The sequence below is a fragment of the Polymorphospora sp. NPDC051019 genome, from assembly GCF_040683055.1.
Taxonomy (GTDB): Bacteria; Actinomycetota; Actinomycetes; order Mycobacteriales; family Micromonosporaceae; genus Polymorphospora; species Polymorphospora lycopeni.
Map to the genome: position 1 here is coordinate 66,789 of NZ_JBFBCH010000006.1, position 25,215 is coordinate 92,003.

At 72.2% G+C, this 25,215-nt stretch carries 17 protein-coding genes; 9 read left to right on the forward strand and 8 right to left on the reverse strand.

From position 1 onward, the window contains the following. Positions 1 to 2 precede the first annotated feature (2 nt). Positions 3 to 1,187: an AI-2E family transporter gene (locus AB0M79_RS13460; RefSeq protein ID WP_364212124.1), complete on the reverse strand. Its 1,185-nt coding sequence runs from the start codon at positions 1,185 to 1,187 to the stop codon at positions 3 to 5. Positions 1,188 to 1,236: 49 nt separating this feature from the next. Next, positions 1,237 to 3,981, reverse strand: coding sequence for an AAA family ATPase (locus AB0M79_RS13465; RefSeq protein ID WP_364212127.1), 2,745 nt, complete (start codon positions 3,979 to 3,981; stop codon positions 1,237 to 1,239). Positions 3,982 to 4,221: 240 nt separating this feature from the next. On the opposite strand from AB0M79_RS13465, the gene AB0M79_RS13470 reads away from it, so the two are divergent. The 3 genes from AB0M79_RS13470 (at position 4,222) to AB0M79_RS13480 (ending at position 8,007) form a co-directional block, all read left to right on the forward strand. Beyond that, positions 4,222 to 5,550, forward strand: coding sequence for an NAD(P)/FAD-dependent oxidoreductase (locus AB0M79_RS13470; protein ID WP_364212838.1), 1,329 nt, complete (start codon positions 4,222 to 4,224; stop codon positions 5,548 to 5,550). A gap of 16 nt (positions 5,551 to 5,566) precedes the next feature. Next, complete coding sequence (locus AB0M79_RS13475; protein WP_364212130.1) at positions 5,567 to 7,120, forward strand: aminotransferase class I/II-fold pyridoxal phosphate-dependent enzyme; 1,554 nt, start codon at positions 5,567 to 5,569, stop codon at positions 7,118 to 7,120. 167 nt (positions 7,121 to 7,287) lie between these two features. Beyond that, complete coding sequence (locus tag AB0M79_RS13480; RefSeq protein ID WP_364212133.1) at positions 7,288 to 8,007, forward strand: aspartate/glutamate racemase family protein; 720 nt, start codon at positions 7,288 to 7,290, stop codon at positions 8,005 to 8,007. 10 nt (positions 8,008 to 8,017) lie between these two features. Here the strand turns inward: AB0M79_RS13480 and AB0M79_RS13485 are convergent, their stop codons facing one another. From AB0M79_RS13485 to AB0M79_RS13500, 4 genes are all read right to left on the reverse strand, one after another. Further along, positions 8,018 to 9,034, reverse strand: a complete 1,017-nt coding sequence (locus AB0M79_RS13485; RefSeq protein WP_364212136.1) for a LacI family DNA-binding transcriptional regulator — start codon at positions 9,032 to 9,034, stop codon at positions 8,018 to 8,020. A 73-nt stretch (positions 9,035 to 9,107) separates the two neighbouring features. After that, on the reverse strand, positions 9,108 to 12,407 hold the full coding sequence (locus AB0M79_RS13490; protein WP_364212139.1) for a discoidin domain-containing protein: 3,300 nt from the start codon (positions 12,405 to 12,407) through the stop codon (positions 9,108 to 9,110). 84 nt (positions 12,408 to 12,491) lie between these two features. Next, a complete protein-coding gene (locus AB0M79_RS13495; protein ID WP_364212142.1) occupies positions 12,492 to 13,958 on the reverse strand; it encodes a glycoside hydrolase family 43 protein in 1,467 nt (488 codons plus the stop codon). An 89-nt stretch (positions 13,959 to 14,047) separates the two neighbouring features. Beyond that, positions 14,048 to 15,304, reverse strand: a complete 1,257-nt coding sequence (locus tag AB0M79_RS13500; protein ID WP_364212145.1) for a cellulose-binding protein — start codon at positions 15,302 to 15,304, stop codon at positions 14,048 to 14,050. Between the two features lie 450 nt (positions 15,305 to 15,754). Here AB0M79_RS13500 and AB0M79_RS13505 point away from each other — a divergent pair, with 450 nt between their 5' ends. Both AB0M79_RS13505 and AB0M79_RS13510 read left to right on the forward strand, forming a co-directional pair. Then, on the forward strand, positions 15,755 to 16,780 hold the full coding sequence (locus AB0M79_RS13505) for a LacI family DNA-binding transcriptional regulator (RefSeq protein WP_357539735.1): 1,026 nt from the start codon (positions 15,755 to 15,757) through the stop codon (positions 16,778 to 16,780). A 50-nt stretch (positions 16,781 to 16,830) separates the two neighbouring features. Next, a complete protein-coding gene (locus AB0M79_RS13510; RefSeq protein ID WP_364212149.1) occupies positions 16,831 to 17,016 on the forward strand; it encodes a DUF6767 domain-containing protein in 186 nt (61 codons plus the stop codon). A 104-nt stretch (positions 17,017 to 17,120) separates the two neighbouring features. On the opposite strand, the gene AB0M79_RS13515 is transcribed toward AB0M79_RS13510, so the two are convergent. Then, a complete protein-coding gene (locus AB0M79_RS13515) occupies positions 17,121 to 18,398 on the reverse strand; it encodes a hypothetical protein (RefSeq protein ID WP_364212152.1) in 1,278 nt (425 codons plus the stop codon). 123 nt (positions 18,399 to 18,521) lie between these two features. Between AB0M79_RS13515 and AB0M79_RS13520 the strand changes: the two genes are divergently transcribed. From AB0M79_RS13520 to AB0M79_RS13535, 4 genes are read left to right on the forward strand one after another with little or no spacing between them, the layout of a single operon-like run. Beyond that, positions 18,522 to 19,652: an iron ABC transporter permease gene (locus AB0M79_RS13520; RefSeq protein ID WP_364212155.1), complete on the forward strand. Its 1,131-nt coding sequence runs from the start codon at positions 18,522 to 18,524 to the stop codon at positions 19,650 to 19,652. A gap of 1 nt (position 19,653) precedes the next feature. After that, positions 19,654 to 20,439 (forward strand): ABC transporter ATP-binding protein, encoded by a 786-nt coding sequence (locus tag AB0M79_RS13525; RefSeq protein WP_364212158.1) that lies wholly within the window; start codon positions 19,654 to 19,656, stop codon positions 20,437 to 20,439. After that, positions 20,436 to 21,425, forward strand: a complete 990-nt coding sequence (locus tag AB0M79_RS13530; RefSeq protein WP_364212161.1) for an ABC transporter substrate-binding protein — start codon at positions 20,436 to 20,438, stop codon at positions 21,423 to 21,425. The genes AB0M79_RS13525 and AB0M79_RS13530 overlap by 4 nt, the downstream gene beginning before the upstream one ends. Positions 21,426 to 21,431: 6 nt before the next feature. Next, positions 21,432 to 22,625, forward strand: a complete 1,194-nt coding sequence (locus AB0M79_RS13535; protein WP_364212164.1) for an MFS transporter — start codon at positions 21,432 to 21,434, stop codon at positions 22,623 to 22,625. Between the two features lie 73 nt (positions 22,626 to 22,698). Here AB0M79_RS13535 and AB0M79_RS13540 read toward each other — a convergent pair whose 3' ends face one another. Further along, positions 22,699 to 25,158, reverse strand: a complete 2,460-nt coding sequence (locus AB0M79_RS13540; protein ID WP_364212167.1) for a M14 family zinc carboxypeptidase — start codon at positions 25,156 to 25,158, stop codon at positions 22,699 to 22,701. Between the last annotated feature and the right edge of the window lie 57 nt (positions 25,159 to 25,215).

Here is a 25,215-nt window from a genome sequence, read left to right on the forward strand (position 1 = left end):
GGTCAGACCGTCTCCCCCGCCGGCAGGCCCTTCCCGGTCTCCGGTGCGGCCCGGCCGGTCTCCGGGGCGGTGTCGTCCGGGTCGGGCGGGGTGCTCTCCGCCGCGGTGTCGGCCGCCTCCGGCGACGGGTCGGCGAGCTGTTCCCGCACGTAGTTCCACAGCACCGCGATCAGCGCGGCGACCGGCACGGCGAGCAGGCTTCCGACGATGCCCGCCAGGCTGCCCCCGAGGGTCACCGCCAGCAGGACCACCGCCGCGTGCAGGCCGAGCCCACGGCTCTGCAGGATCGGCTGGAACACGTTCCCCTCGAGCTGCTGGACCACGATGATGATGGCCAGCACGATCAGCGCGTCCGTCGGACCGTTCGACACCAGCGTGACGAGCACCGCGACGAACCCGGCGAACAGGGCGCCGACGATCGGCACGAACGCCGAGACGAAGGTCAGCACCGCCAGCGGAAGCACCAGCGGCACGCCGAGGATCCACAGGCCGAGGCCGATGAACACGGCGTCCAGCAGCCCGACGATCGCCTGGGAGCGTACGAACGCGCCCAGGGTGTCCCAGCTCCGGGCGGCCACCACCGGAACGTCGAGGGCGAGCCGGCCGGGCAGCTGCCGGGTCAGCCACGGCAGGAACCGTGGGCCGTCCTTGAGGAAGAAGAACATGAGGAAGATCGCCAGCACGGTGGTGACCACGCCGTTGACGACGGTGCCGACGCCGGTGAGGGTGACGGTGATGATGCTGCCGACGCTGTCCTGGACACTGGCGATGGCGGTGTCGAAAGCCTGGGTGACCTGGTCGTCGCCGATGTTCAGCGGCGGGCCGGCGGCCCACTCACGCACCTGCTGGATGCCGGCGACCACCCCGTCGACCAGTTCGGCGGACTGCGACGCCACCGGCACCACGATCAGCACCACGGTCCCGGCCGCGACCAGGAGGAAGAGCACCGTCACGGCGGACGCGGCCAGGGCGGGGCGCCAGCCGTGCCGGCGCAGGAAGCGGGCCAGGGGCCAGGTCAGCGTCGTGAGGAGCAGGGCGACGACGACCGGCCAGATCACCGACCACGCCCGGGCCATGATCCACAGGGTCACTCCCGTCATCAGGAGGACCAGCAACATCTGCAGCGAGATCCGTGCGGACGCGCGCAGCGCGGCCTGGGTCTTCGCGGAACTCAGCGGGGCGGACATGGGAACACCCTAAACAGGTGCGGGTAGCGGTCCCACCGGCCGGCGGCCCTCAGCCGGGCGTCGCGTCGGTCGCCATCCGGCGGATCAGCTCGGCGCGCGAGCCGATGTCGAGTTTGCGGAACACCCGGCCGAGGTGGAACTCGATGGTCTTCGGGCTGAGGAACAGCGCGGCGGCGACCTCCTTGTTGGTGCGGCCCTCGGCCACCTGCTGGGCGATCTGGAGTTCCTGCGGGGTGAGCTGGTCGCCGGCCCCGGCCGTCGCCCGCCGGATCTTCTCGCCGGTGGCGCGCAGCTCGCGCCGGGCCCGTTCGGCCCACGGCCCGGCCTCCAGCCGGTCGAAGATCTCGTGGGCCCGCCGGAGCTGCTCCCGGGCCGCCAGCTTGCGGCCGCCGCGACGCAGCCGCTCACCGAAGCTGAGTCGGGTCCGGGCCAGCGCGTACGCGTCCGGCAGTGTCTCGTGCAGCGCCAGCGCCCGCCGGAACTCCGCCTCGTAGCCGTCCTCGTCGGCGAGCAGGCCGGCGCAGCGGGCCGACAGGGCGGCGCCCCAACGCGGGCTGGGCCGGGCGCCGTACTCCAGCCAGCGGTCGTACGCCCGGCGGGCCCGGTCGAGGTCACCGCCCATGGCGTGGATCTCCACGAGTTCGGGCTCCGGGCTGACGTCGCGGTCGTACCAGCCGGCGGCGTGCAGGTCGGCGGCCACCGCCGTGAAGCGGTCGACGGCCGCCGGGATCCGGCCGAGGGCCAGGGCGAGCTGGCCGCGGGCGAACTCCGCCTCGGCCCGCATCGGCAGGTTGTTGTGGAAGCCCTCCAGGCTCTCCGCCTCGGCGAGCATCGCGAGGCAGGTGTCGGCCCGCCCGCGCATCGCGTCGATCTTCGCTAGTTGGACCAGGGTGCCGGCGACGCTGTTGCCGTAGCCGAGGTCGCGCAGCAGGGCGACGGCCTCGCTGCCGGCGACGACCGCCGGGGTGAACCGCCCGGCCCACGTGTGTACGTGCATCAGCGTGCCCAGGGCCAGCGCGAGCGCGACCGGGTGCCGGCCCCGGGCCAGGGCGGTCGCCCGCTCGGCGGTCGCCGTCGCCTCGTCCTCGCGTTCGAGCACGGCCAGCACGATGCTGGTCTGGGCCAGGTGCGGGTCGGCGGTGCCGGGGTCGCGGCGCAGGTTGTCCAGCGCCCGGCGGAGCACCGGCCGGCCCTCGTCCGGCCGGCCGGCGGCGAACAGCAACCGGCCCAACGAGTAGTCGGCGGCGATGTCGGTGGACCCGCCGTCGGTCGGGGCGAGTTCGCGGGCCCGCCGGGCGTCGGTCAGGCCGCGCCGCATGGCGCCGAGCCACATGTCGGCCATCGCGGCGTCGCACAGCGCGTGCGCCGCCGTCGACCGGTCGGTGCCGGTCGCCGCGTCGGCCGCGGCCAGGAGTACGTCGTAGGCGTGTGACGGGTTGGCCCGCATGCCGATCCGTCCCTTGAGGAGCAGCAGCGCGCCGCGGTGACCGCCGTCGACGGCGATCGTCAGCGCCTCGTCGGCGAGCCGCAGTGCCCGGGCGGTGTCGCCGCCGGCCCGGGCCGCCCCGGCGGCGGCGGTGAACCGGTGCACCCGGGTGGTCTCGTCGGGTGTGAGCCGGGCGGCCCGTTCGAGCGCGACGGCGGCGGCCACGTGGCCGGTTCGGGCCTGGGCGCGTTCGGCGGTCTCGGCCAGGGCGGCGGCGACCGACTCGTCGGGGCCGAGGGCGGCCTGCGACAGGTGCCAGGTGCGCCGTTCCGGGTCGGTGTCGGCGGCCGTCGCCTGGGCGAGGCTGTGGTGGGCGGTACGCCGGTCGGCGGCGGCGGCCGACTCGTAGACGGCGGCGCGCATCAGCGGGTGACGGAACCGGACCCGGCCGTCGGTGACGCCGACCAGGCCGGCGCTCTCCGCCAGTTCGAGCACGTCGATCCCGAGCCCGGCGCAGGTGAGGGCCTTGCCGACCACCTCGATCCGGTCGTCGGTGGCGGCGGCGACCACCAGCGCGGCCCGGCGGACGTCCGGGTCCAGCGTGGCGACCCGGCTGGCGAACGCGGCGCGGATGCGTTCGCCGACCGGGACCGGGGCGCCCGGCGCGCCGGTGTCGAGCCGGTCCGGCGGGAGCAGGTCGACCAGCTCGACCAGGGCGAGCGGGTTGCCGCCGGTCTCCCGGTGCAGCCGGCGCGCGGTGCCGGCGGCGATGTCCCGGCCGGCGGCGCGGGTGAGCAGTTCGCGGGCGTCGGGCTCGTCGAGGCCACCGAGCCGCAGTTCCTCGAAGCCGGCGGTGTCGAAGGCGGCCCCGTCGCCGTCGCGTACGGCGACGACGAAGGCGACCCGGTCGGCGGCGAGCCGGCGGGCCGCGAACCGGACGGCCTGCGCGGACGCCTGGTCGAGCCACTGGAGGTCGTCGACGCGGACCAGCAGCGGCCGCTCCTCCGAGGCGGCGGCGAGCAGTTCCAGGGTGGCGGCGCCGACGACGAACCGGTCGTTGTCGGGGGCCGGGGCGAGGCCGAGCGCGCCCCGCAGGGCAGCCGCCTGGAAGTCGGTGAGGCCGGCCAGGTGCCGCAGCAGCGGGCGGCACAGCTCGAACAGGCCGGAGTATTCCAGCTCGGCCTCGGCCTCGATGCCGGCGGCCGAGACGACGGTCATGCCGTCGGCGCGGGTGGCGGCGTATCTCAGCAGTTCGGTCTTGCCGATGCCCGCCTCGCCGCGCAGCACCAGGGCCCGGCTCCGCCCGCCACGGGCCTGGTCCAGCAGCGCGGTGATCCGTTCCCGCTCGTCCCGCCGTCCGATCAGCACCCGGCCAGTATCCCCGGCGGGCCGGTGCCGGGGACTTCCCCGAACAGTCGGTGATGTGACCGTGGCCGCCGTCGCCGACCCGGACGAATGCGTCGGGACCGGCTTCGTCCGGGCACCGTGCCCACACCGTTATTGATCCACAACGGACGTTTACTGGCTCCACAGTGGATCTAGGCTATGCTCCTCGCGGCCGTCCCCCGGGCAGCACGACATGCCCGCACCCCCGCCGACGAAGGACCGATACGGATGTACGACGCGATAGTGATCGGTGCCCGCTGCTCGGGCGCCTCCACGGCGATGCTGCTCGCCCGGCAGGGACACCGAGTGCTGGTGGTCGACCGGTCGACGTTCCCCAGCGACGTCATCTCGACGCACTTCCTCTGGCCGCACGGGATGTCGTACCTGAACCGGTGGGGGGTCCTCGACCAGGTGCTCGCGGTCACCCCGGCGCAGACCACGATCAAGGTGGTCAACGACGGCATCCCGCTGACCGGCTCGGTGCCGGTGGACCTGCTGCGGGAATACTTCCGGGACCTGCACGGCGACGACACGGGCGTGGTGCAGAGCTACGCCTCGATCCGGCGCCGGGTGCTCGACCAGATCCTCGTCGAGGCGGCCGCCAAGGCCGGCGCCGAGGTACGCACCGGCTTCGCCGTACGCGAGCTGATCCGCGACGGCGACCGGGTCGTCGGCATCCGGGGCCGTACGGCCGACGGCCAGACGGTCGAGGAGCGGGCCCGGATCGTGATCGGCGCCGACGGGCGGAACTCGTTCGTCGCCCGCACCCTCGACCTGCCGAAGTACGACGAGCGTCCGAAGTGCACGTTCGCCTACTGGAGCTACTTCTCCGGTTTCGATCTCGGCCCCGCCCAGTTGCACCGGCGCGGCCGGCTCGCGAGCGCGGTGGTGCCGACGAACTTCGAGCAGAACATGGTCCTGGTGTGGGGGCCGAGCGAGTGGTCGCGGGAGTTCCGGCGCGACGTGGCCGGCAACTTCCAGCGGGCGCTGGACTTCGTCGCCCCCGAGGTCGGCGAGGTGGTCCGCACCGAGGGGACCCGGGAGGAGCGGATCTACGGCACGCTGGACCAGGCCGGCTTCCTGCGGCCGCTGCACGGGCCCGGCTGGGTGCTCGTCGGCGACGCCGAGTGCTTCAAGGACCAGTGCACCGCGATCGGGATGACGCACGCGTTCCGGGACGCGGAACTGGTCACCGCCGCCCTGGGCAGGTGGCTGCGGGGCGAGGTGCCGGTCGACGAGGCGATGACGGGCTACGAGAGCCGCCGGCGCAGCCAGAACGCGGCCGCCTACTACGACTACGTGTGCACGCTGGCGGAGATGCGGCCGTACCGGCACGACGAGTTGCAACTGTTCGTCGCGCTGCGCGGCAACCAGCAGGAGACCGACCGGTTCATCGCCACGCACGGCGACGTCGCGCCGGTCTCGGAGTTCTTCCAGGCGTCGAACCTGTTCCTGCTCAACGACGCCGCCAAGGAGTCCTCGGCCGGCCACGCGATCTTCGACGACTTCGCCGCGACGTCGCGGTCGTACCAGCAGAACCTCTTCGCCTGACCCCGGGAGACGTACCGTGACCACGCAACTGCACCAACGAGAAGACGGCGAGCTGATCGAGATCATCCTCGGGGCGGCCCGGCGCGGCGATGTCGCGGCCATGGCCGACACCGCCGCCGAGGTGTCCGAGATGACCCGCAACTGGGCGGGCCACATCCCCTGGGACGAGTTCCCGCTCCTCGACGGCGCCGACGACGAGCTGGCCCGGGTCATCGCCGATCTGGAGGAGATGTGGGAGCCGGCGCACCTGCGCAACCCCGTCGACCCCGACGAGGAGTACGCGCTGGACAAGAACGCGTACGACTTCTACCGGCCGGCCGGGCGGAACCTGCTGACCCGTACCGAGGACTTCTACGGCTGGGTGGAGGCCCGCCGGCGGACCGAGACGTGGCAGTACTCGCGGGTGCTGGAGGCGGCCCCGAACAGCACCGCCCAGATCACCAACGACCTCGGCCGGCGCACCCGGGGGATCAACTTCAACTCGCAGGACTACCTGTCGTTCAACACCCACCCGGCCATCCGCGCCGCGGCGGAACGGGCACTGCACGACTACGGGCCGCACAGTGCCGGCTCGCCGATGGTGCTCGGCAACACGCACATCTCCAACGAACTGGAGGCCGCCCTCGGTGACCTCGTCGGGCTGGAGCACGTGACGCTGTTCCCGACCGGCTGGGCGGCGGGCTTCGGCGCGGTCGTCGGCCTGGTGCGCCAGGAGGACCACATCCTGATCGACCGGCTGGCCCACTCCTGCCTGCAGCAGGGGGCCCGCGCCGCGACCCGCAACGTGGTGCGTTACGAGCACCTCAACGTCGAGGCGGTGCGCCGGCACCTGGTCGAGATCCGCGCCCGGGACACCCGCAACGGCATCCTCGTCGTCACCGACGGCCTGTTCTCGGTCGACGCCGACTATCCGGACCTGGTCACGCTGCAGCGGGTCTGCCGGGAGTACGACGCGACCCTGCTGGTCGACGTGGCGCACGACCTCGGCGCGATGGGCCCCGGCGGCACCGGCGTGCTCGGGCTGCAGAACCTGCTCGGCGAGGTCGACATCGTCATGGGCGCCTTCTCGAAGACGTTCTGCTCCAACGGCGGGTTCGTGGCGTCGAGGTCACCGGCCCTGAAGCAGTACATCAAGATGTTCGGCGGCTCGCACTTCTTCTCCAACGCCCTGTCGCCGGTGCAGACCGCCGTCGTGCTCGAGGCGACGAGGATCGTCCGGTCGCCGGAGGGGGACGCGCTGCGGGCCCAGCTCTTCACCGCCATCGACGCGCTGCGCGACGAGCTGACCACCCGCGGGCTGACCTGCATGGGCGAGCCGTCGCCGATCGTGCCGCTGCTGATCGGCAACGAGAAGCTGGCCCGCACCGCCAACCGGCTGCTGTTCGACCGGGGCGTACTGGCGTTCATGGTGGAGTTCCCGGTCACGCCGACCGGGTCGTCGCGCTTCCGGCTGCAGGTGCAGGCCAGCCACCGCCCGGAGGAGGCCCGCGAGGCGGCCCGGATCATCGAGGGTGCGATCGCGGACTCCCGGGCCTACCTGTCGAGCGCGTTCGGCAGCGCGCCGAGCTAGGCCCGCCGGCGCCCGCGGTGGTCAGGCAACCCCCGCGGGCGCCGGAACGACCTCCGTCCGCGTTGGTGGCGGCTGCTCCGGCACGTAATGTCGTCTCCTCGGCACCACCGCGGTGCCCGGGACGATGGTGGGGCACCGGACCCACTCCTGGCGCGGGAGGGCCTGGAATGCAGCTGATCGGTCTGCTCGGCGGCATGAGCTGGCAATCGACCATGGAGTACTACCGGATCCTCAACGACCTGGTCCGGCAACGCCGCGACGGCCTGCACTCCGCCCGCTGCCTCGTCTACTCGGTCGACTTCGCGGCCATCGAGGCGATGCAGGCCGAGGGGCGGTGGGACGACGCCGGCACCGTCCTGGCGTCGGCCGCCCGGGCGCTGGAGGACGGCGGCGCCGACTTCATCGTCCTGTGCACCAACACGATGCACCGGGTCGCCGACCAGATCCAGCGGTCGGTCACGATTCCGCTGCTGCACCTCGGGGACACCACCGCGGCGGCGGTGAAGGGGCGGCACATCCAGACGGTCGGGCTGCTCGGCACCCGGTTCACCATGGAGCAGGCGTTCTACCGGGACCGGCTGGCCGCGCACGGGCTCCGCGTCGTCGTGCCCTCGGAATCCGACCAGAAGATCGTCAGCGACATCATCTACGACGAACTGTGCCTGGGCGTGGTCCGGCCCGAGTCCCGCGCCGCCTACCGGGAGATCATCGGAAAGCTCGTCGACGAGGGCGCCCAGGGTGTCATCTACGGATGCACCGAGATCGAACTGCTGGTCGACCAGAGCGACAGCGCCGTACCGGTGTTCCCGACCACGCGGCTGCACTGCGAGGCGGCGGTCGACCGCGCGACGGGACCGGGTCCGGTCCGGCGCCCCGAACTGCCGTAGGGCGGACCGGTCAGGGCGGGCCGGCGGTGCTGCGCCGGGTGACCAGGATCGGCGCCACCCGCGACCCGACGGCCGGGCCGGCCGCCGGCCCGGCCTCGATCAGGTCGAGCAGGGCGGCCAGGCAGCGCCGGCCGACCTCGTCGAAATCCTGCCGTACGGTCGTCAGGGGCGGGAACATGTACTCGGCCTCGGGGATGTCGTCGAAGCCGACGACGCTGACGTCCTCGGGGACGCGCACGCCGCGCTCGTGCAGGCCGCGCAGCAGGCCGAGCGCGGTCTGGTCGTTGGCGCAGAAGACCGCGGTGGCGCCGGTGCCGTCGACGAGTCGGGCGGCCCGGTAGCCGCTGCGGGCGCTCCAGTCCCCGGCGACGACCGGCGGGACCGGGCGCCCGGCCTCCTCCAGCGCCGACCGCCAGCCGTCGGCGCGGTCGCGGGCCTCCAGCCAGTCACCGGGCCCGCCGACGTGCCACACGGTCTCGTGCCCGAGGTCGAGCAGGTGCCGTACGGCCAGCCGGGCGCCGGCGACCTGGTCGACCGAGATCGCCTGGATCTCCGACCCGACCGCGGACTCGACGGCCACCGCCGGCACGCCCCTGGGCAGGCTGTGCAGGGCGGCCGCGGCGGCGACCTGCGGGGCGATGACGACGACCCCGGCGACCGACTGCTCGGCCAGCACGTCCAGGGCGGTCACCACGCCGGCGTGGTCGAGCTGTTCGAGGGTGACGATGTTGACGCCGTACCCGGCGGCGCGGGCGGCCCGCTCGATCCCGAGCAGGGTCGCCGCCGGGCCGTAGAGCAGCGTGTCGAAACTGACCACGCCGAGGGTGCGGGGCCGGCGGCCGGCCAGCCCGCGGGCCAGCGGGTTCGGCCGGTAGTTCAGTTGCTCGACCGCGCGCAGGACCCGCTCGCGGGTTTCGGCGCGCACGTGCGGGTGTTCGTTGAGCACCCGGGAGACGGTCTGGTGGGACACGCCCGCCAGGCGCGCGACGTCGTGTATGACGACGGCCCGGCCGGGTGTCGACACCATCTGTTCTCCTCGGTTCGTCGTGCGATGGGGATCGGCCGTGGGTGGGCACGGTTCGCCCACCCACGGCCGGCGGTCAGCCGTACGCCTTCACCTCCAGCAGGCCGACCGATCCGGCTCCGCTCTCCAGCAGCACCCGCAGCCGGGTGGTGGACAGCGCCGGGAACGTCACCACGTTGTAGGCGTTGGCGGCGGTCGGGTAGCCGCTGGCGCCGGGTACGTCGGCGTACCCGCTGCCGGTCCAGTACTGCAACCGCCACGAGGCCGGCAGCCGTACGCCGCCGTTGTCGTCGAAGAAGTAGACCTGCGCCGACCGGAGCGTCTGCGCCGATCCCCAGGTCAGGTCGGCCCACTGCTGGCCGGTGTTGGGCCAGGTGCCCCAACGCGGGTTGACGGTGTCGTTGGAGTTCGGTGGGTCGATGCCGTCGTTGAGGGCGGCGACGCTCTCCCACGGCGAGGTGTACGACGCCGACGGGGTCGCGGTGCCGGCGAGGTTGGCCGGGCCGGGGTCCGGGCCGCCACCGCCCCGGTTGAAGACCTTCACCTCGGTGAGTCCGGTCTTGTAGCCGGACGCGTGGGTGAACTGCACCCGCAGCCGGGTGGTGTTCACGGCGGTGAACCGTACCCGGTTGTGGTTGGCCTGCGGACTGCCGGGCGTCTTGACCTGGGCGGCGGCGTTGACGAAGGTGCTGCCGTTCCAGTACTGGACGTTGTACGACGCGGGCGCCCGGTAGCGGTTGGTGGCCCGGTCGTTGCGGAAGTGGAGCCACACGTCGTCGACGGTGCGGGACTGGCCGAACGACACCTCGTACCAGTCGGTGGTGTTCGGCGAGCCGTAGCTGCCCCAGATCGGCTCGTTGATCGGGAACCCGTCGACCGCCGCGCCGGTCGAGGTGCCCGAGGCGGTGTACGACGCGGAGACCGTGGCGCCCTGGGCCAGGTTCGGGGTCGTCGAGGTCAGGTCGGCGCCGGCCTTGGCGAACATGTCGACCATGCGGGCGCTGTTCTGGACCACGTTCTGCGGCGCCTGCAGGCCGGGTACGGCGGTGCTGTAGGTGGTGCTGCCGCCGGCCGGCAGGCTGACCGTGCCGGTCGCCGGGTTGTAGAGCACCCGGGTGATCCGGTCGACGGTGAAGGCGCGGGTGCCGTTGAGGTAGACCGAGTAGCCCTGCGGCACGCCGCTGTAGCGGGTGACGCCGTCGGCCGGGTCGTCCCAGACGATGCTCAGGTCCATGTTGCGGTAGCGCAGGTTGTTCACCGCGAAGTGCGACCAGTTGATGTTGATCGGGGACAGCTCGATCTGGGCGTCGGTGCGCGGCCGCAGGCCGGCGACGTCCTCGATGACGGTCCAGTTGCTGCTGCCCAGGATGTTGTGGTGAATCCAGGAGCGGTAGTCGATGTTGCGGGTGCCGGCGTTCCAGTTGGCCCAGAACTCGTTGGCGTCCGGCCACTGGGTGTTGCCGCCGACGTACTGCGCCCAGGCGTTCCAGTAGAGCAGCTTCTTGTAGTCCTCGGCCGACATCCACTGGTTGGGGTAGTTGCGCAGCACCGACGAGTAGAGCCGGAACTGCACGGTGGAGTTGATGGTGGAGAAGTTGTTGCTGCCGGGGAAGCCGGCCGCGGCGGCGGCCGCCTTGTCGCGCTGGTTGGCGGTGTAGAACGGGAACACCGGGTATTCGGCCGGGTCGGCGAACAGCCGCAGCGCCTCGCGGTACTGGGCGGTGTTCGGCATCAGCCCGACCGAGTACGGGTAGTAGTTGTTGATCTCCTTCCACGGCACGTGCGCGTTGGTGGCGACGTGCTTGTGCTCCAGCAGTTGCCGCGACGGGTTCCACAGCGTGTTGATGACGCCGTTGCGGATGCGGTCGGCCAGCGTCTGCATCTCGGCCGCCTTGGCGGTGTTGCCGAGCAGGGCGTACGCCTGCTGGGCGGCGACCGCCCCGCTCCAGACGTACGCGGTCTCGGCCCGGTCGAGCCGGCCGGCCCGCCAGTCGAAGGAGACCGCGTCGGCGTCGTTGCCGGTCAGGGCGCCCCAGTCGTACTCGATGACGCCGTTGTTGTTGGTGTCGTAGTAGGACAGTTGGCCCTTGGCGTCGCCCTCGGCGTAGCGGGCCAGGTTGCCGGCGATGGCCGGCTGGCCGCCGTGGATCTGGTAGCTGCGCCAGGCCGCCTCGGAGATGTACTGGGTGTAGGAGTTCGACCAGTTCTCCGGGTCGCCGGGGTTGTCCATGAACCGGCCGCCGCGCGAGGTCTGCCCGACCGACAGCCAGGGGCCGTACGAGTAGACCGGGTTGCGCAGGTATTTCAGGTCGTCGATGTGCATCGGCTGGGTCAGCGCGATGGCGTTGTTGTAACCGGTGACGCCCTCGATCGACACCGGGAACTGGAAGTCCTGCCCGGGGATGTCGACGTCGAGGTAGTTGTAGCGCATCAGCCACCAGCGGTAGTAGATGTTCTTCTTGATGGCCGCGTCGGGCACGTCGATGTACGGGACGTTCTCCGCCCACCAGCGGTTGTAGTCGCGGACGTGGGTGGCGAACGCGGAGTCCGGCGTGTAGCCGCGGTAGGCGTTGTACTCGGTCAGCGACTGCGGGATCTCGTCGGTGACGAAGCCCATGACGACCTTGGTGGTGACGGTCTGGCCCGCGCCGACGGTGACCGACCGGTTGAGCCCGCCGCCGCTGACCGTGAAGCCGTCGCCGGACAGCCGGGGCCGGATGGTGGTCAGGTTGTTCTTCACCTGCCGGCTGCCGGTCAGCTCGCTGCCGCTGCCGGTGGTGGCGTACGGCGAGGTGGCGCGCAGTTGCAGGGTGGTCGATCCGGTGCCGTTGTTGCGGATCGACAGGTTGGTGACGGCGACGTTGTTGTGGGTGATGAACTTGGTCATGTCGACCCGGACCGAGCCGCTGGTGTAGACGCCCTTCCAGTGGCTCGGCGACTGCCACCGCCCGCTGACCTGCTCGGCGAAGGTGCCGGGGGTGACGGTGACGGCGTACGCGTTCTGGCTGCTGATGTTGTCCCAGTAGGCGGTGTTGCCGCCGAAGCCGATGACGCCGGGGTTGTGGGTGTACATGTACAGGCCGCGGCCGCGGGTCATCAGCCACGTGCCGGCGGGGTCGTTGCCGGGCCGGGCGAGCAGCCGGTCCATCCAGAAGTCGGTGCCGGCGCTCTCGGCGTCGTAGATCGCCTGCATGGTGTTGCCGGTGTTGTAGCCGACCGGCGGGGCGGGGATCGCCGGGCCGGAGAAGGTGGGATAGCCGATTGTCTGGGCCGCGTGGGCGGCGGTGGCGGTGGGGACGGTCAGGGCGCCGGTGGTGAGTACGGCGGCCAGCGCCAGTGCCAACGGCCTCCGTACGGAGTCCACTGTGGATGGCATGGCGGCACCTCCAGGGGTGGGGGTGGGACGGGGTGGCATGCGGGTCGGGGCCGGCGGACGGGTGCGCCCGCCGGCCCCGGGCGGTCAGCTCTGGAAGGCCATCCACTCCAGGACGCCGGTGGACAACCCCGGCCTGGACGTGATCGACAACCGGAGCCGGGTGGTCGAGACGGTGTTGAAGGTGGTGACGTTGTACGTGTCGCCGGCGACGCCGCACGCCGACTGGCCGGGCACCGCGACGTACGAACTGCCGTTCCAGTACTGCACCTGGCAGGAGGCGGGCAGGTCGATGCCCTGGTTGTCGTCGAACCAGTAGGTGGCGACCCGGTTGATCGAGCGGGCCGACGGCCAGGTGTACTCGATCCACTGGGTGCCCTGCTGCGGCCAGTTGCCGTACGCGAGGTTGCCGCGGTCCTGCGAGTTGGCCGGCACTCCCCCGTTGTTGATCGCGGCGAGGCTCTCCCAGGCCGAGACGTGCGAGGTGCCGGCGGTGGCGGACGGGGCCAGGTTGGTGCCGGACGGCGGCTGGCCGGGGCCGCCGGGGCCGGGGTTCGGCGGCGGGCCGGTCGTGGTCTGGACGACCTTCTGCATGGTGCCGTCGGCGTTGAAGTAGAGCCGGTCGACGGCGACCGAGCGGCGGAAGTTACCGCCGCCGGGGGCGTTCGCGTTGTGGTAGACCATGTACCACTGGCCGTTGAAATCCACCACACCGGCGTGGTTGGTGGTCGACGAGACCTGGTCGAGCACGACGCCGCGGTGGGTCCACGGGCCGAGCGGGTTGGTCGCGGTGGCATACCGCTGGCAGGCGTAGTTGGAGTTGGTCACGCAGCCGTTGGTGTCGTTGGCGGCGTAGATCATGTAGTAGAGGCCGTTGCGCTTGAACATCCACGGCGCTTCCCAGAAGTTGGTCAGCCCGGTCGGGGTGACCACCGCCCCGTCCAGCTCGATCATGTTGGACTTCAGCTTCGCGGCCCGGGGACCCCAGTAGCCGCCCCAGTAGATGTACGCCTGACCGTCGTCGTCGGTGAAGACGGTCGGGTCGATGTTGAGTCCGGACGAGTTCGGGGTGCTGTCGCTGATCAGCGGGCCGCCCTTGGCGTCGGTGAACGGGCCGAGCGGGCTGTCGCCGACCGCGACGCCGATGTTCATCCAGCCGGGGCCGTTGCCGTTGATCGAGGTGTACCAGTAGTAGCGGCCGTTGCGCTCCTCGACCTCGCTGGCCCAGGCGTCGGCGCCGGCCCACGGGAACGTGCCGATGTTGGCGCGGGCGCCGCGGTCGGTCCAGTTGGCGGCGTCGGTCGAGGAGAAGACCCGCCACTCGCGCATCACGAAGTTGTTGACGCCGGTCGCCGCCTCGTCGCGGCCGGCGTAGATGTACATGGTGTTGCCGACGACCAGCGGCGCCGGGTCGGCGGTGTAGATGTTGGTGACGATCGGGTTGGCGGCGTGGGCCGGCAGGACCGGCGCGGCGAGGGCCGCGACCAGGGCGGCGGTCAGGGCCGTGGCACCGGCCCGCCGGCGGGTACGTCTGGCGGTGGGGGTAGTGGGCATGCGCGGCACCTCTCGTGGGGCACGGACGCGGGAGGGGTGGGGCACCCCACGGCCACCGGGCGTGGCCGTGGGGTGCCGGTCGGTGCGGGTCAGTAGCCGTAGCGGTTCTTCAGGTGCCGCCACCAGTCGCGCAGCATCCACCGGTCGAAGTCGGTGATCGAGCTGGCACTGCCGGCACGCATGAGGAACCCGCCTACTCCCGACGGGGTCCAGTCGTAGAAGTCGTCCAGACCGAAGGTGTGGCCGATCTCGTGGAGCAGGATCGTCATGTTCTCGGCGTTGAGGTTGTTCATGTAGTACTCGCGGCCCATCCGCTGGCCCCAGTCGCCGCCGGCCCCGCCGCCGAAGCCGTCGGTGAGCCACAGCGACTGGTCGTAGTGCCGGGAGGCGCCACCGGGGCAGTTCGGGTACTGGCCGTTCTGGTTGAAGAACCGGCCGCAGGGCTCCGAGCACTGCGGGGCGTTCTCCCGGATGTTGTTGACGTAGATGTCGACCGAGTTGTCGGACCACTGCAACTGGGCACGGTTACGCACGGCCCAGCCGACGACGCGGATCGGTACGTCGTTGTACGGCCAGGCGTTGTGGCCGACCATGACGTCCATCCACTTCTTGTACTGGCGGGCGAGGGTGGCGTGGATCTGGTCGCGTTGCGCGGCGGTCACCGACGCCGACGAGTCCCAGCGGACGCAGAAGTTCAGGTAGCCACCGTTGGCCATGACCTGGTCCCAGCCGTAGTTGCGGAACCCGTACAGGTTGCCGTTGTTGTAGGTCTCCTCCTGGTGCCGCCAGACCTGGTCGAGGGGGGTCACCAGGTTGGCCGGCGGGTTCCACCCGCTCGACGGCGGCGGGGTCGTGGGGCCGCCCGGCCCGTTGGCGTGCGCCTTGACCTCGAGCAGCCCGACCGATGCCGTACCGCTCTGCAGCACCACCCGCAGTTGCGTGGTGCTGACGGCGTTGAAGGTGACGAGGTTGTAGCGGTCCCGCAGGATCGGGTAGCCGCTGGCGCCGGCGACGTCGACGAAGCCACTGCCGTTCCAGGACTGCACCCGCCAGGAGGCGGGGAGCCGGACGCCACCGTTGTCGTCGAAGAAGTAGACCTCGGCGGCGCGGATGGTCTGCGGACTGCTCCAGGTCAACTGGACCCACTGCTGGCCGGTGTTGGGCCAGGTGCCCCAGCGCGGGTTGACGGTGTCGTTGGAGTTCGGCGGGTCGATGCCGTCCCTGATCGCCGCAACGGACTCCCACGGCGAGGTGTAGGACGCGGTCGCGGTCGCGGTCCAGGCCAGGTTGTCACCGGGTACGGCGTGGGCGACGCCGGTCCCGACCACCCCCAGCCCCGCGGCCACGGTAGCGGCGAGCAGTCCGGCCAGGGCCGGTGCGAAAGTACTTCGCCATCGGCTTCTCACGGGATCCTCCTTCATGGATGAAGATCGATATATGGAACCCGGATCCGCCCTCTCATCCGTGGAGCCGCCTGGGAGGGTGAGCCGGGAGTGTTACCTCCTGAACGCGCCCGGAGACGACCCCCGGACGTGGCCGCCGCGACCGTCGGCCCAGGCCGACCCCGCTGGCGACGTCACGACCATGCGGCCACCTCACTTCGCTCGGTCACGGCACCCCCGCACACCTCTACACAGTGAGCACCATCACTGCGGTTGACCGCCACAATGGCCTACGAAAACCTTTTCGGCAAGATGGCTCCTGTGTTACGCACAGGTCACGACAGATTGATCTGCACGTTGACCACCAGGCATAGAATCTCTTCAGACTCCGAAAAGAAAACCGAAAGGATTTCGGTGGGCAGGAAACCTTCGCAGAACGTGACGCTGAGCGACGTGGCCCGGCTGGCCGGCGTCTCGGTCGCCACCGCGTCCAAGGCGCTGAACGCCCGGGCCCAGGTGGCGCCGGCCACCCGGCAGCGCGTCCTGCAAGCCGCCGCCGAACTGTCCTTCCAACCCAACGCCCTCGCCCGCGGCCTCATCTCCGGCCGCACCCGCACCATCGGCCTGCTCACCGACGAACTCGGCGGACGCTTCTCCATCCCGATCCTGCTCGGCGCCGAGAACGCCCTGGGCAACGAACAGATGTCGGTGCTGCTCTGCGACGCCCGCGGCGACGCCATCCGGCGCCAGCACTACATCCGTACGCTGCTCGCCCGCCAGGTCGACGGGTTCATCGTCGTCGGCGACAGCAACGACCTGCGCCCGTCGCTCACCCCCGAGATCCCGGTCCCGGTCGTCTACGTCTACGGCGAGTCCACCGACCCGTCCGACCTGTCGCTGCTCGCCGACGACGAGGGCGGCGCCCGGCTCGCCATCGAACACCTCGTCGCCCTGCGCCGCCGCCGCATCGGTCACATCACCGGCCCGCAGAGCTACCGGGCCGCCCGCGACCGGGTCGTCGGGATGCGCAAGGTCCTCGCCGAACACGGGCTGCCGCTGGCCGGCGGTGAACCGCTTCACGGCGAGTGGTCCCAGCGCTGGGGCCGGCACGCCGCCCGTACCCTGCTCGCCACCGACCCCGACCTCGATGCGATCTTCTGTGGCAACGACCAGATCGCCGCCGGAGTCACCGAGACCCTGCACGACCTCGGCCGCCGGATTCCCGACGACGTCGCCGTCGTCGGCTACGACAACTGGGAGGTGCTCGCCGCCGACTGCCGGCCGCCACTGACCACCGTCGACCTCAACCTCCAGCACCTCGGCGCCACCGCGGTCACCCACCTCTTCGCCGCCCTCGACGGCAGGCGCCCGTCCGGCGTGATCCGCCAGCCCTGCCGGCTGGTCGTCCGCGAGTCGACCGGGCCGGCCGCCCACCGCTGACAGGTCCTCCGGCCCTGGTCGCACCGGCCGGGAGCGGTCAGCGTGGACACATGGAGAGTCGCGCGAAGAGCCGGCCGGAGGCACGGTGCCCGATCCGGCCGGGCGAGCCGTGCACGCTGTGCCAGCTCGACGTCACCGGCCCGCAGGACTGCGGCCTGGTCTATCTGGTCATGCACGACGACGAACTGCGCGAGGGCCTGCACCGGATGTCCGTCCCCGACGCCGCCGACCGATGACCCGAGCACCGACGGCCGGCTTCGGTGATCGTCTGCTGTTCCGCCGTCAGCTCTCGGCGCGTCGAACGGCTGCACAGCAGACGATCATGGTCGGCGGGGCTGGCTCATGGACGGGCGGTAGCGGTGGCCCCGGCCAGGCGGGTCAGGGCGGCGGCGCGGACCTCGGCCGTTTCGATCGGGTCGTCGCGCAGGTGACACAGCCGTTCGCGGGTCGTGTCGGTGAGCGGCGCGTGCCGGGCGGCCAGCAGCCGTACGCCGGCTTCGCAGTCCCACAGCCCTTCCACGAGGAAGCGTGACGCCCCGGCCGGGTCCAGCGCCACCCACGCCCTGAGATAGTCGGATCGTTCGAACGAGTGCGGGCTGAACCACAGCCGGCCCAGTCGGGGCAGGACGTCGACCGCCGCCGGGCCACCGATCCGGGCCAGACCTTCGACGAGTACGTCGTAGCCGCACAGATCGTCGGGGCGGCCGTCCAGCCAGTCGAGGCCGGCGATGAGCGCCGCCGCGTCGGTGTCGTCGCCGTGTGCGGCCAGGATGCGCAGCGCGGTCCAGGTCAGCGGGTGCTCCGGGGTCGCCGCCCAGTCACGGGCGGCCGGAAGTGCCGCCGGGCCCAGCCGCCTGATCGCGGCGGACAGGGCGGCTCTGGGGCCGCCGGCGAGGAGATCGTCGACGAGTTCGAGAAGTGCCGGCTCGGGTGGCCGTCGGCGCAGTTCGCGCAACACCGGATCGTGGTCGCGGGCGTGGGCCGGGTCGCGTAGCCGGGCCAGCAGGGTGGTGGTCGGCTGATCGGCGAACGGCCGGGGCGACACCGGTCGGCGCGCGGTGGCGACTCGGGCGGCGATCCAGGCGTCCCGCGCTGCCCAGGTGGTCCACGGCGGTGATCGCCACCACGCTTGGTCGGCGGCCGACGCGAGGCGGGCCGCCACACTCGGATACAGGTCCTCCCACCGCTCGCAGGGCCAGGACGCGGCGACCTTTTCCAGCACGTCCAGCCACCGGTCACCCTCTCGGATGTAGCGGCGGACCCCGTCGACCGCGTCGCCGGCACCGGCCCGGCCGAGCGCCTCGAGCACCTCGAGCGTGTTCTCGAACTCGTTGTCGTGGTCGGACTGCTCGGCCGGGGCGGTGAACAGCCGGTCGGCGATCGGTTCGACCGGCATCTCCAGGTCGCGGACCAGCCGGGCCAGGTACACCGCCCGATCGTCCACCTGCCAGTCCCAGCGGTGGTCGCGTCGCAGGCAGTGGGTGATCAGGTCGGGTGCCGCCGGATCGGCCATGGCCCGCAGGGCGCCACGGCCGAGGCCCCGTTGCAGGGCGCCGGCGAGTGTCCGCCGACCGGCGTAGCGCCACGTGTCGGTGCTGTCGTCGGTGTCGTCGCTCATCGGCGGCAAGTGTGCGACGGGTCGCACCTGGCGCGCACCGGCTTTCCGGTCGGGCCGGCCGGCAGGTATAAAGATCCCCGAACACGGTTTCCGTTTTCATTTTCGATTGGAGGTCACCCCGCCATGCCGCCGACACCCGCCGCGCCGACCGACGTCGGCGGCACCCCCCTGCCCACCCAGCGCCGCCGGGTGGGCATCGCACGCCCCGGCCCGCCGGGCGGCCGTACGGCGCTCGGGGTGGCCGTCGCGGCGCTGGCCGTCGCCCTGCTGGTGTCCGTACTGCTGGCCATCGGGCTGGGACCGGCGAACGTCGCACCGGCCGACACCGCCCGCTACCTGTGGGCGGCGCTGACCGGCGGCCGGATCACCGCCGACGAGGTCGCCACCTACCAGATCGTGTGGCAGATCCGTACCCCACGGGTGCTGCTCGCGGCCCTGGTCGGGGCCGGCCTCGCCGCGGTCGGGGTGGCCGTGCAGGCGATGGTGCGCAACGCGCTGGCCGACCCGTTCGTGCTCGGCATCTCCTCCGGCGCGTCGGTCGGCGCCGTCGCGGTCACCGTCACCGGTGGGCTGGCGGTGTTCGGGATCTACGCGATGTCGGCCGGCGCGTTCCTCGGTGCGCTGCTCGCCTGCGTCCTGGTGTACGCCGCCGCGCGCGGGCCGGGCGGCATCGCGCCGCTGCGGCTGGTGCTGACCGGGGTGGCGATGTCGTTCGGACTCCAGGCGGTGATGAGCGTGATCATCTACCTGGCCCCGAACAGCGAGTCGACCAGCACCGTCCTCTACTGGACGATGGGCAGCTTCGGCGCCGCGACCTGGGGCGCGCTGCCGCTGCTGGCGGTCCTGGTGCTGGGCTGTGTCGCCGTCCTGCGCCGGCACGCCCGGTCGCTGGACGTGCTGGCGCTCGGCGACGAGACCGCGGCGAGCCTCGGCGTGCACCCCGACCGGCTGCGCAACGGCCTGCTGCTGCTCACCTCGGTGGTCACCGGGGCGATGGTCGCGGTCAGCGGGGCGATCGGTTTCGTCGGCCTGGTCATGCCGCACGTCGTACGCATCGTCGTCGGTGCCGGCCACGCCCGGGTGCTGGCGGTCGCGCCGCTGGCCGGCGCGGTCTTCATGGTCTGGGTCGACCTGGTGTCGCGGACCCTCGTCGCCCCGCGCGAACTGCCGCTCGGGGTCATCACCGCGCTGGTCGGCGTACCGGTGTTCGTCACGCTGCTACGTCGCCGCGGCTACCTGTTCGGGGGGCGTTGAGATGGACCTCGTCCTGTCCGGGCTGACGGTGACCGTCGACGGCCGGCACCTCGTCCACGACCTCTCCCTCGACGTCGCCGGGGGACGTGTCGTCGGCCTGGTCGGCCCGAACGGCAGCGGCAAGTCGACGGCGCTGCGCTGCGTCTACCGGGCGCTGCGGCCCAGCGGCGGCGTGGTCCGGGTCGGCGGCGAGGACCTGGCCGCGATGCCGATGCGGCGCAGCGCCCGCACCGTCGCCGCCCTCACCCAGGAGGGCGGCGCCGACCTGGACTTCACCGTCGAGGAGGTCGTCGCCCTCGGGCGGGCACCGTACCTGCGCGGCAACCAGGCGCTCGGCGCCGCCGACCGGGAGCTGTGCGCGGCGGCGATGGCGCGCCTCGACGTGGCGCACCTCGCCCGCCGCGGGGTGCTCACCCTGTCCGGCGGCGAGCGGCAGCGGGTGCTGGTCGCCCGCGCCCTGGTCCAGCAGCCCCGGGTCCTGGTCCTCGACGAACCGACCAACCACCTCGACGTACGGCACCAGATCGGGCTGCTGTCGCTGCTGCGCGGCTGCGGGCTGACCGTCCTCGTCGTCCTGCACGACCTGAACCTCGCCGCCGCGACCTGCGACCGGATCGGTGTGCTTTCGCAGGGCCGGCTGGTCGCCGCCGGCACCCCGGACGAGGTGCTGACCGTCGACCTGGTCCGCGACGTCTTCGGCGTGGACGCGACCGTCGTGCCGCATCCGCTCACCGGCACCCCGCAACTGCTGTACTCGCTCACCCCGCAAGGAGGAACCACCCTGTGACATCCAGGACAACCCGCTCCGGGCTCGCGCTCGGCGTACTCGTGACCCTGCTCGCCACCGGCTGCGGCGCCGAGGTCGCCGACAGCGCCGGGACGGCCGCGACGGTCACCGTGCCGCGCTGCGGCGAGGAGGTCGAATACCGTACGCCGCAGCGTGCGGTGGCGTACGAGGGCGGCAGCGCCGACAAGCTGTTCGCGCTCGGGCTGACCGACCGGGTGCACGGCTACGTGATGCCGCCGGCGAACCCGCCGGTGACCGAATCGCCGTGGGCGGCCGAGTACGCCAGGGTCGAGATGCTCAGTGACGACCTTCTCAACAAGGAACTCGTCGTCGACGCGAGGGCCGACCTGGTGGTGGCCGGTTGGAACTCCGGCTTCAGCGACCAGCGCGGCATCACCCCGCAGATCCTCGACCAGCTCGGCATCCAGAGCTTCATGCACAGCGAGAGCTGCTTCAACTACCCGAACTTCCCGCAGCGGCTCACCCCGTTCGAGGGGCTCTACAGCGATCTCGAACGCCTCGGCGCGATCTTCGGCGTGCCGGAGCGGGCCGGCACCGTCGTCGCCGACCTGAAGGCGCGGGTCGCGGCGGTGCAGGCGCGGGCGCCGCAGGGCGACCCGGTGCCGGTGTTCCTCTACGACTCCGGCACCGACCAGCCGTTCACCGCCGGTGCCCAGGTCCCGCCGACCGACATCATCCGGATCGCCGGCGGTCGCAACATCTTCGCCGGCCTCGACGCCCGCTGGACCCAGGTCGGCTGGGAGGCGGTCACCAGCGCCCAGCCGGAGGTGATCATCATCCTGGACTATGGCGACCAGCCCGCCCAGGAGAAGATCGACTTCCTGCGGACGTCGCCGCTGACCCGTGAACTGCCGGCGGTACGCGACAACCGTTTCTTCGTCCTCGACTACAACGAGGGGATCAGCGGTCCACGCAATGTGGACGGTCTGGAGAAGTTCGCCGACTACCTGCGCACGCTGCCCTGACGTTCCATGGTGGACACAGCGGCGAAGGGTGCGGTGCCCGGGGATCTGCGGATGGCCGGGCAGCTCTGGCCGGTGCTGCTCGCCTCGGCGGTCGGGCTGCTGCCGTACACGGTCTTCAGCACCTTCCTGGTGCCGATCGCCGACGCGACCGGCGGTGGCGAGGCGGCCGTCGGTGGCCTGCGCGGCCTGGGCGGCCTCGCCGCCCTGGCCGTCGGTACGGCGTTCGCGCCGCTGATCGGCAGGCTGCCGGTGCACCTGTCGGCGGCCGGTGCCCTGCTACTGCTCGCCGTCTCGTCGCTGCTCGGCGCGGCCGGCACGTACGCCACCATCGCCGCCTTCTGCGTCCTGGTCGGCGCCGCCACCGCCGTACTCAACCCGGCGCTGACGACGGCCGCCGCCGACCGGTACGGCGACGGGCCGGCGGCGGCGCGGGCCGCGACCCTGGTCACCGCCACCCAGTCGATGACCGCGATGCTGGCCGCCCCGGTCATCGCGGTCCCGGCCCTGTGGTGGGGTTGGCGCGGCGACCTGGTGGCGACGGCGGTCGTCGCGGCGGTGCTGGCGATGGCGTTCCTGCGGCGCGGCCGGGGCCGGGCGGCCCCCGCCGCCCGGCTCGGCTACGTCGCCACGTTCCGGGCGCTGGCCGCGGTGCCCGGCGCCCGCGCGCTGCTGCTGGTGGCGTTGCTGCGGACCGCCGCGTTCATGGGCTACCTCGCCTACCTGGCCGCGTTCTACGACAGCCGGTTCGACCTGTCGCCGGGCTGGTTCGCGTTCGTGTGGACCCTCAGCGGCACGTCGTTCTTCCTCGGCAACCTCGTCACCGGCCGGCTCGCGAACGCCGGCGACGACGGCCGGCCCCGGCGGCTGCTGCTGGCCGGGCTGGCCGTCGCCGTGGCCGCCATGTTCGGTGTCTTCCTCGCTCCGACGCTGCCGGTCGCCCTGGTCTGCACCGCCGCGCTCGGCGCCAGCCACGCCGTCGTCGCCGCCTGCGTGGTCAGCCTGCTGGTCCGCCGCTGCGGCGCGCAGCGCGGCCCGGCGCTGAGCCTGAACGCCGCCGGCATGAGTCTCGGCGTCTTCGTCGGGGCCACGGCCGGCGGAATCGGCCTGGGCGCGGGTGGCTATCCGGGCGCGGCGGTCGCGCTCGCCGCCCTCACCGCGGTTGCCCTGGTCATCGCCGCCGGCCTCGCAAGATCCGCGTGATCAGGGACTTTGACGTCCGACGCGCCGACGACACGCCGGATTTGGTCCCTGATCACGCGGATCTAGGACGGGCTTACCGCTGGGCCGCCCAGAGGATGGCGCGGCCGAGCTGCGGGTGCAGGCCCTTGGCGTGCAGTCGCCAGGTCGGGTCCGTACCGAAGAGCACGACGCCGTTGCCGGCGGCGGTCTCGGTGCGGACGATGCTGGCCTGGCCGGCCGCGGCGGCCGGCCCGTTGGTGCCGGCGGCGTTCGTGCCCCACCAGCCGGCGACCAGCGGGTCGGCGCCGTACGCCTGGTCGACGACGGCGCCCGCGCCGAGGTTGGTGAACCAGACCGGCTGGGCGACGAACGAGTGCGGCAGGGCGCCGGAGGTGACCGGTCCCCCGTTGTTGACCACGTTGACGACGCCGCTGGCCAGGCTCTGGCCGGCGGTGGCGGTGACGGTCAGCAGCCCGGCGGCGTTGCTGAACGCCGCGCCGGCGGTGTCGACGCCGACCACGCCGCCGCCGCGGGCGAGGAACGCGTCGAGCGCCGCCCGGTTGTCCGCGGTCAGGGTCGCGACGTTGAGGGTGCCGCCGACGAACAGCACGTCGATGTCGGCGGTCAGCGTCGTGGCCAGGTTGGCCGCGGTCACCGGGCGGGCGTCGAAGCCGTTGTCGAGCAGCGTGTCCCGCACCTCGACCGAGCCGACGTAGCCGACGGCGACCTTGTCGAGCAGGGTTCCGCTCCAGCCGGCCGGGGCGGCCGCGAAGTTCACCCGGTGCCGGCGGATCTCGGCGTGGACGAGCCGGCGGTTGGTCGGGGTGTGCGGTACGACGACGGAGCCGTCGGCGAGCCGGTACACCGGTACGCCCTGGGCCAGCAGCGCGTTGACGGCGAGCAGGTCGGACGCGTCCTGGATGTCGAGGTGCAGGTCGGGGGTGCCGCCGGGCAGGGTGCCGGGGGCGCTGCCGTCGTACGTGCGCAGCAGCGGCACGTCGGGCAGTTCGTCCCACAGGGTGTCGACGGTGGCGCCCCAGGTCAGCCCCTGGCTCCAGGCGGCCGGGCCGGCGTAGAGGTCGGCGACCCGATCGGTGAGGTCGATGCCCGGTTCGAGCAGGGAGTTGACCAGGCCGCGCTTGGGCTGGTGCAGGTCGATGACGTACGTGCCGGCCGGGTAGGACCTGCCGCCGGCGGTGAAGTCGTCCTGGGCCCGCCAGACCCGGCCGCCGCTGCCGATGAGCAGGTCGACGAGGCGGGCGGCGGCCGGCTCGGAGCGCTGGCCGGCACCGGTCGGGATGACGTACGAGCGCGGGAACTCGGTGTTGTAGTTGTCCTCCGGGCCCCAGCCGGGCACGTAGCCGTCCGGGATGTCGCGCAGCGGTTCACCGGCCCAGCCGCGCCGGTAGACCTCGGCCTGGTCGTGGATGACCTGGGTGCGGTTCTCCTGGATGTAGCGCAGCGAGGTCTTGATCGCGACCTCGTGCACGTCGGTGTTGATGCCGGAGCGGCGGACCCGCTCGGCCGGGGTCAGGTTGGCGCCACGCGGGTTCAGCGGGGCCTCGATCGTGTACGGGATGCTGCTCTGCAGCAACGCGAACGACGGCACGTAGATCGGCGGGAAGTCGTCCCAGACGCCGGGTGCGTCGTCGCGGAACGGGATGCGGGCCCGCTGCGTCTCGGCGTACCCGAGGCCGCGCAGGTCCTCCTCGATCGCCAGGGCGTTCGGCAGGGCGTGCTTGATGAACAGGTCGTACTCGTTGTTGACGTTGTGCGGCGGGGTGCTCGGGTGCAGCAGCGTCGGGGAGACGTAGCCGTGCAGGTCGAGCGTGATGATCGGCTTGGCGTCGACGGTCAGCTCGCGGATCAGGTTCGTCTCCGGCTGCGAGACGATCGTCAGGTCGCGGTTGAGGTCGTAGCCGGCGGCGTTGGCGCGGGTGCCGGCGATCCGGCCGTCCGGGTTGGCGGTGACGTTGAAGACCAGCCGGTTGCGCTTGAGCAGGTCGGCGACCGCCGGGTCGGTGCTGGTGGCGAACTCCTCGATGACCCGCAGCGCGGCGTCGGTGCCCTCCCACTCGTTGCCGTGGATGTTGGCGTTGACGAACAGCGGGGTCTTGTACTCGGCGAGCAGGCGGGCGTTGGTCCGCGCCTTGACCGGCTCGTCCTCCAGCCAGCGCTTCCACTGCTCCTGCTGCTGCGCCTGCGCCCTGGTCTCGGGCGCGGTGACGGTGACGACGTACAGGTCACGGCCGGCGACGGTCTTGCCGGCGACCCGGGCCGAGACCCGGTCGCTGTCGGCCTGGAGCGCGTTCAGCTTCGGCGCGATCTCGTCGTAGGGGACGACACCGATCGGGATGGACGCGTCGTTCGGGTCGTCCGGCCACACCGGCAGGACGTTCTGGCGCGGGTACGCCTCGACGTGGGCGAGCTGGACGGGCTGCGGCGGCACGGACGGCAACGCGGTCGCGTTCGCCGGGCCGGTCCAGACCGCGGTCCCGAGCAACGAGGCACCGACCGCGACCGCGGCCAGCCTCGTCAGATGTCTTGTGGACATGAAGGATTGGTCTCCTTGCAAAGGGGTGTGCGCGCAGGCAGACGCCACCGCAGGGCC

Coding starts and splice junctions, on each gene's coding strand:
- AB0M79_RS13525 (WP_364212158.1), top strand. CDS start 19,654: ATGGACCTCGTCCTGTCCGGGCTGACGGTGACCGTCGACGGCCGGCAC.
- AB0M79_RS13480 (WP_364212133.1), top strand. CDS start 7,288: ATGCAGCTGATCGGTCTGCTCGGCGGCATGAGCTGGCAATCGACCATG.
- AB0M79_RS13490 (WP_364212139.1), bottom strand. CDS start 12,407: ATGCCATCCACAGTGGACTCCGTACGGAGGCCGTTGGCACTGGCGCTG.
- AB0M79_RS13510 (WP_364212149.1), top strand. CDS start 16,831: ATGGAGAGTCGCGCGAAGAGCCGGCCGGAGGCACGGTGCCCGATCCGG.
- AB0M79_RS13460 (WP_364212124.1), bottom strand. CDS start 1,187: ATGTCCGCCCCGCTGAGTTCCGCGAAGACCCAGGCCGCGCTGCGCGCG.
- AB0M79_RS13535 (WP_364212164.1), top strand. CDS start 21,432: ATGGTGGACACAGCGGCGAAGGGTGCGGTGCCCGGGGATCTGCGGATG.
- AB0M79_RS13515 (WP_364212152.1), bottom strand. CDS start 18,398: ATGAGCGACGACACCGACGACAGCACCGACACGTGGCGCTACGCCGGT.
- AB0M79_RS13520 (WP_364212155.1), top strand. CDS start 18,522: ATGCCGCCGACACCCGCCGCGCCGACCGACGTCGGCGGCACCCCCCTG.
- AB0M79_RS13495 (WP_364212142.1), bottom strand. CDS start 13,958: ATGCCCACTACCCCCACCGCCAGACGTACCCGCCGGCGGGCCGGTGCC.
- AB0M79_RS13485 (WP_364212136.1), bottom strand. CDS start 9,034: ATGGTGTCGACACCCGGCCGGGCCGTCGTCATACACGACGTCGCGCGC.
- AB0M79_RS13540 (WP_364212167.1), bottom strand. CDS start 25,158: ATGTCCACAAGACATCTGACGAGGCTGGCCGCGGTCGCGGTCGGTGCC.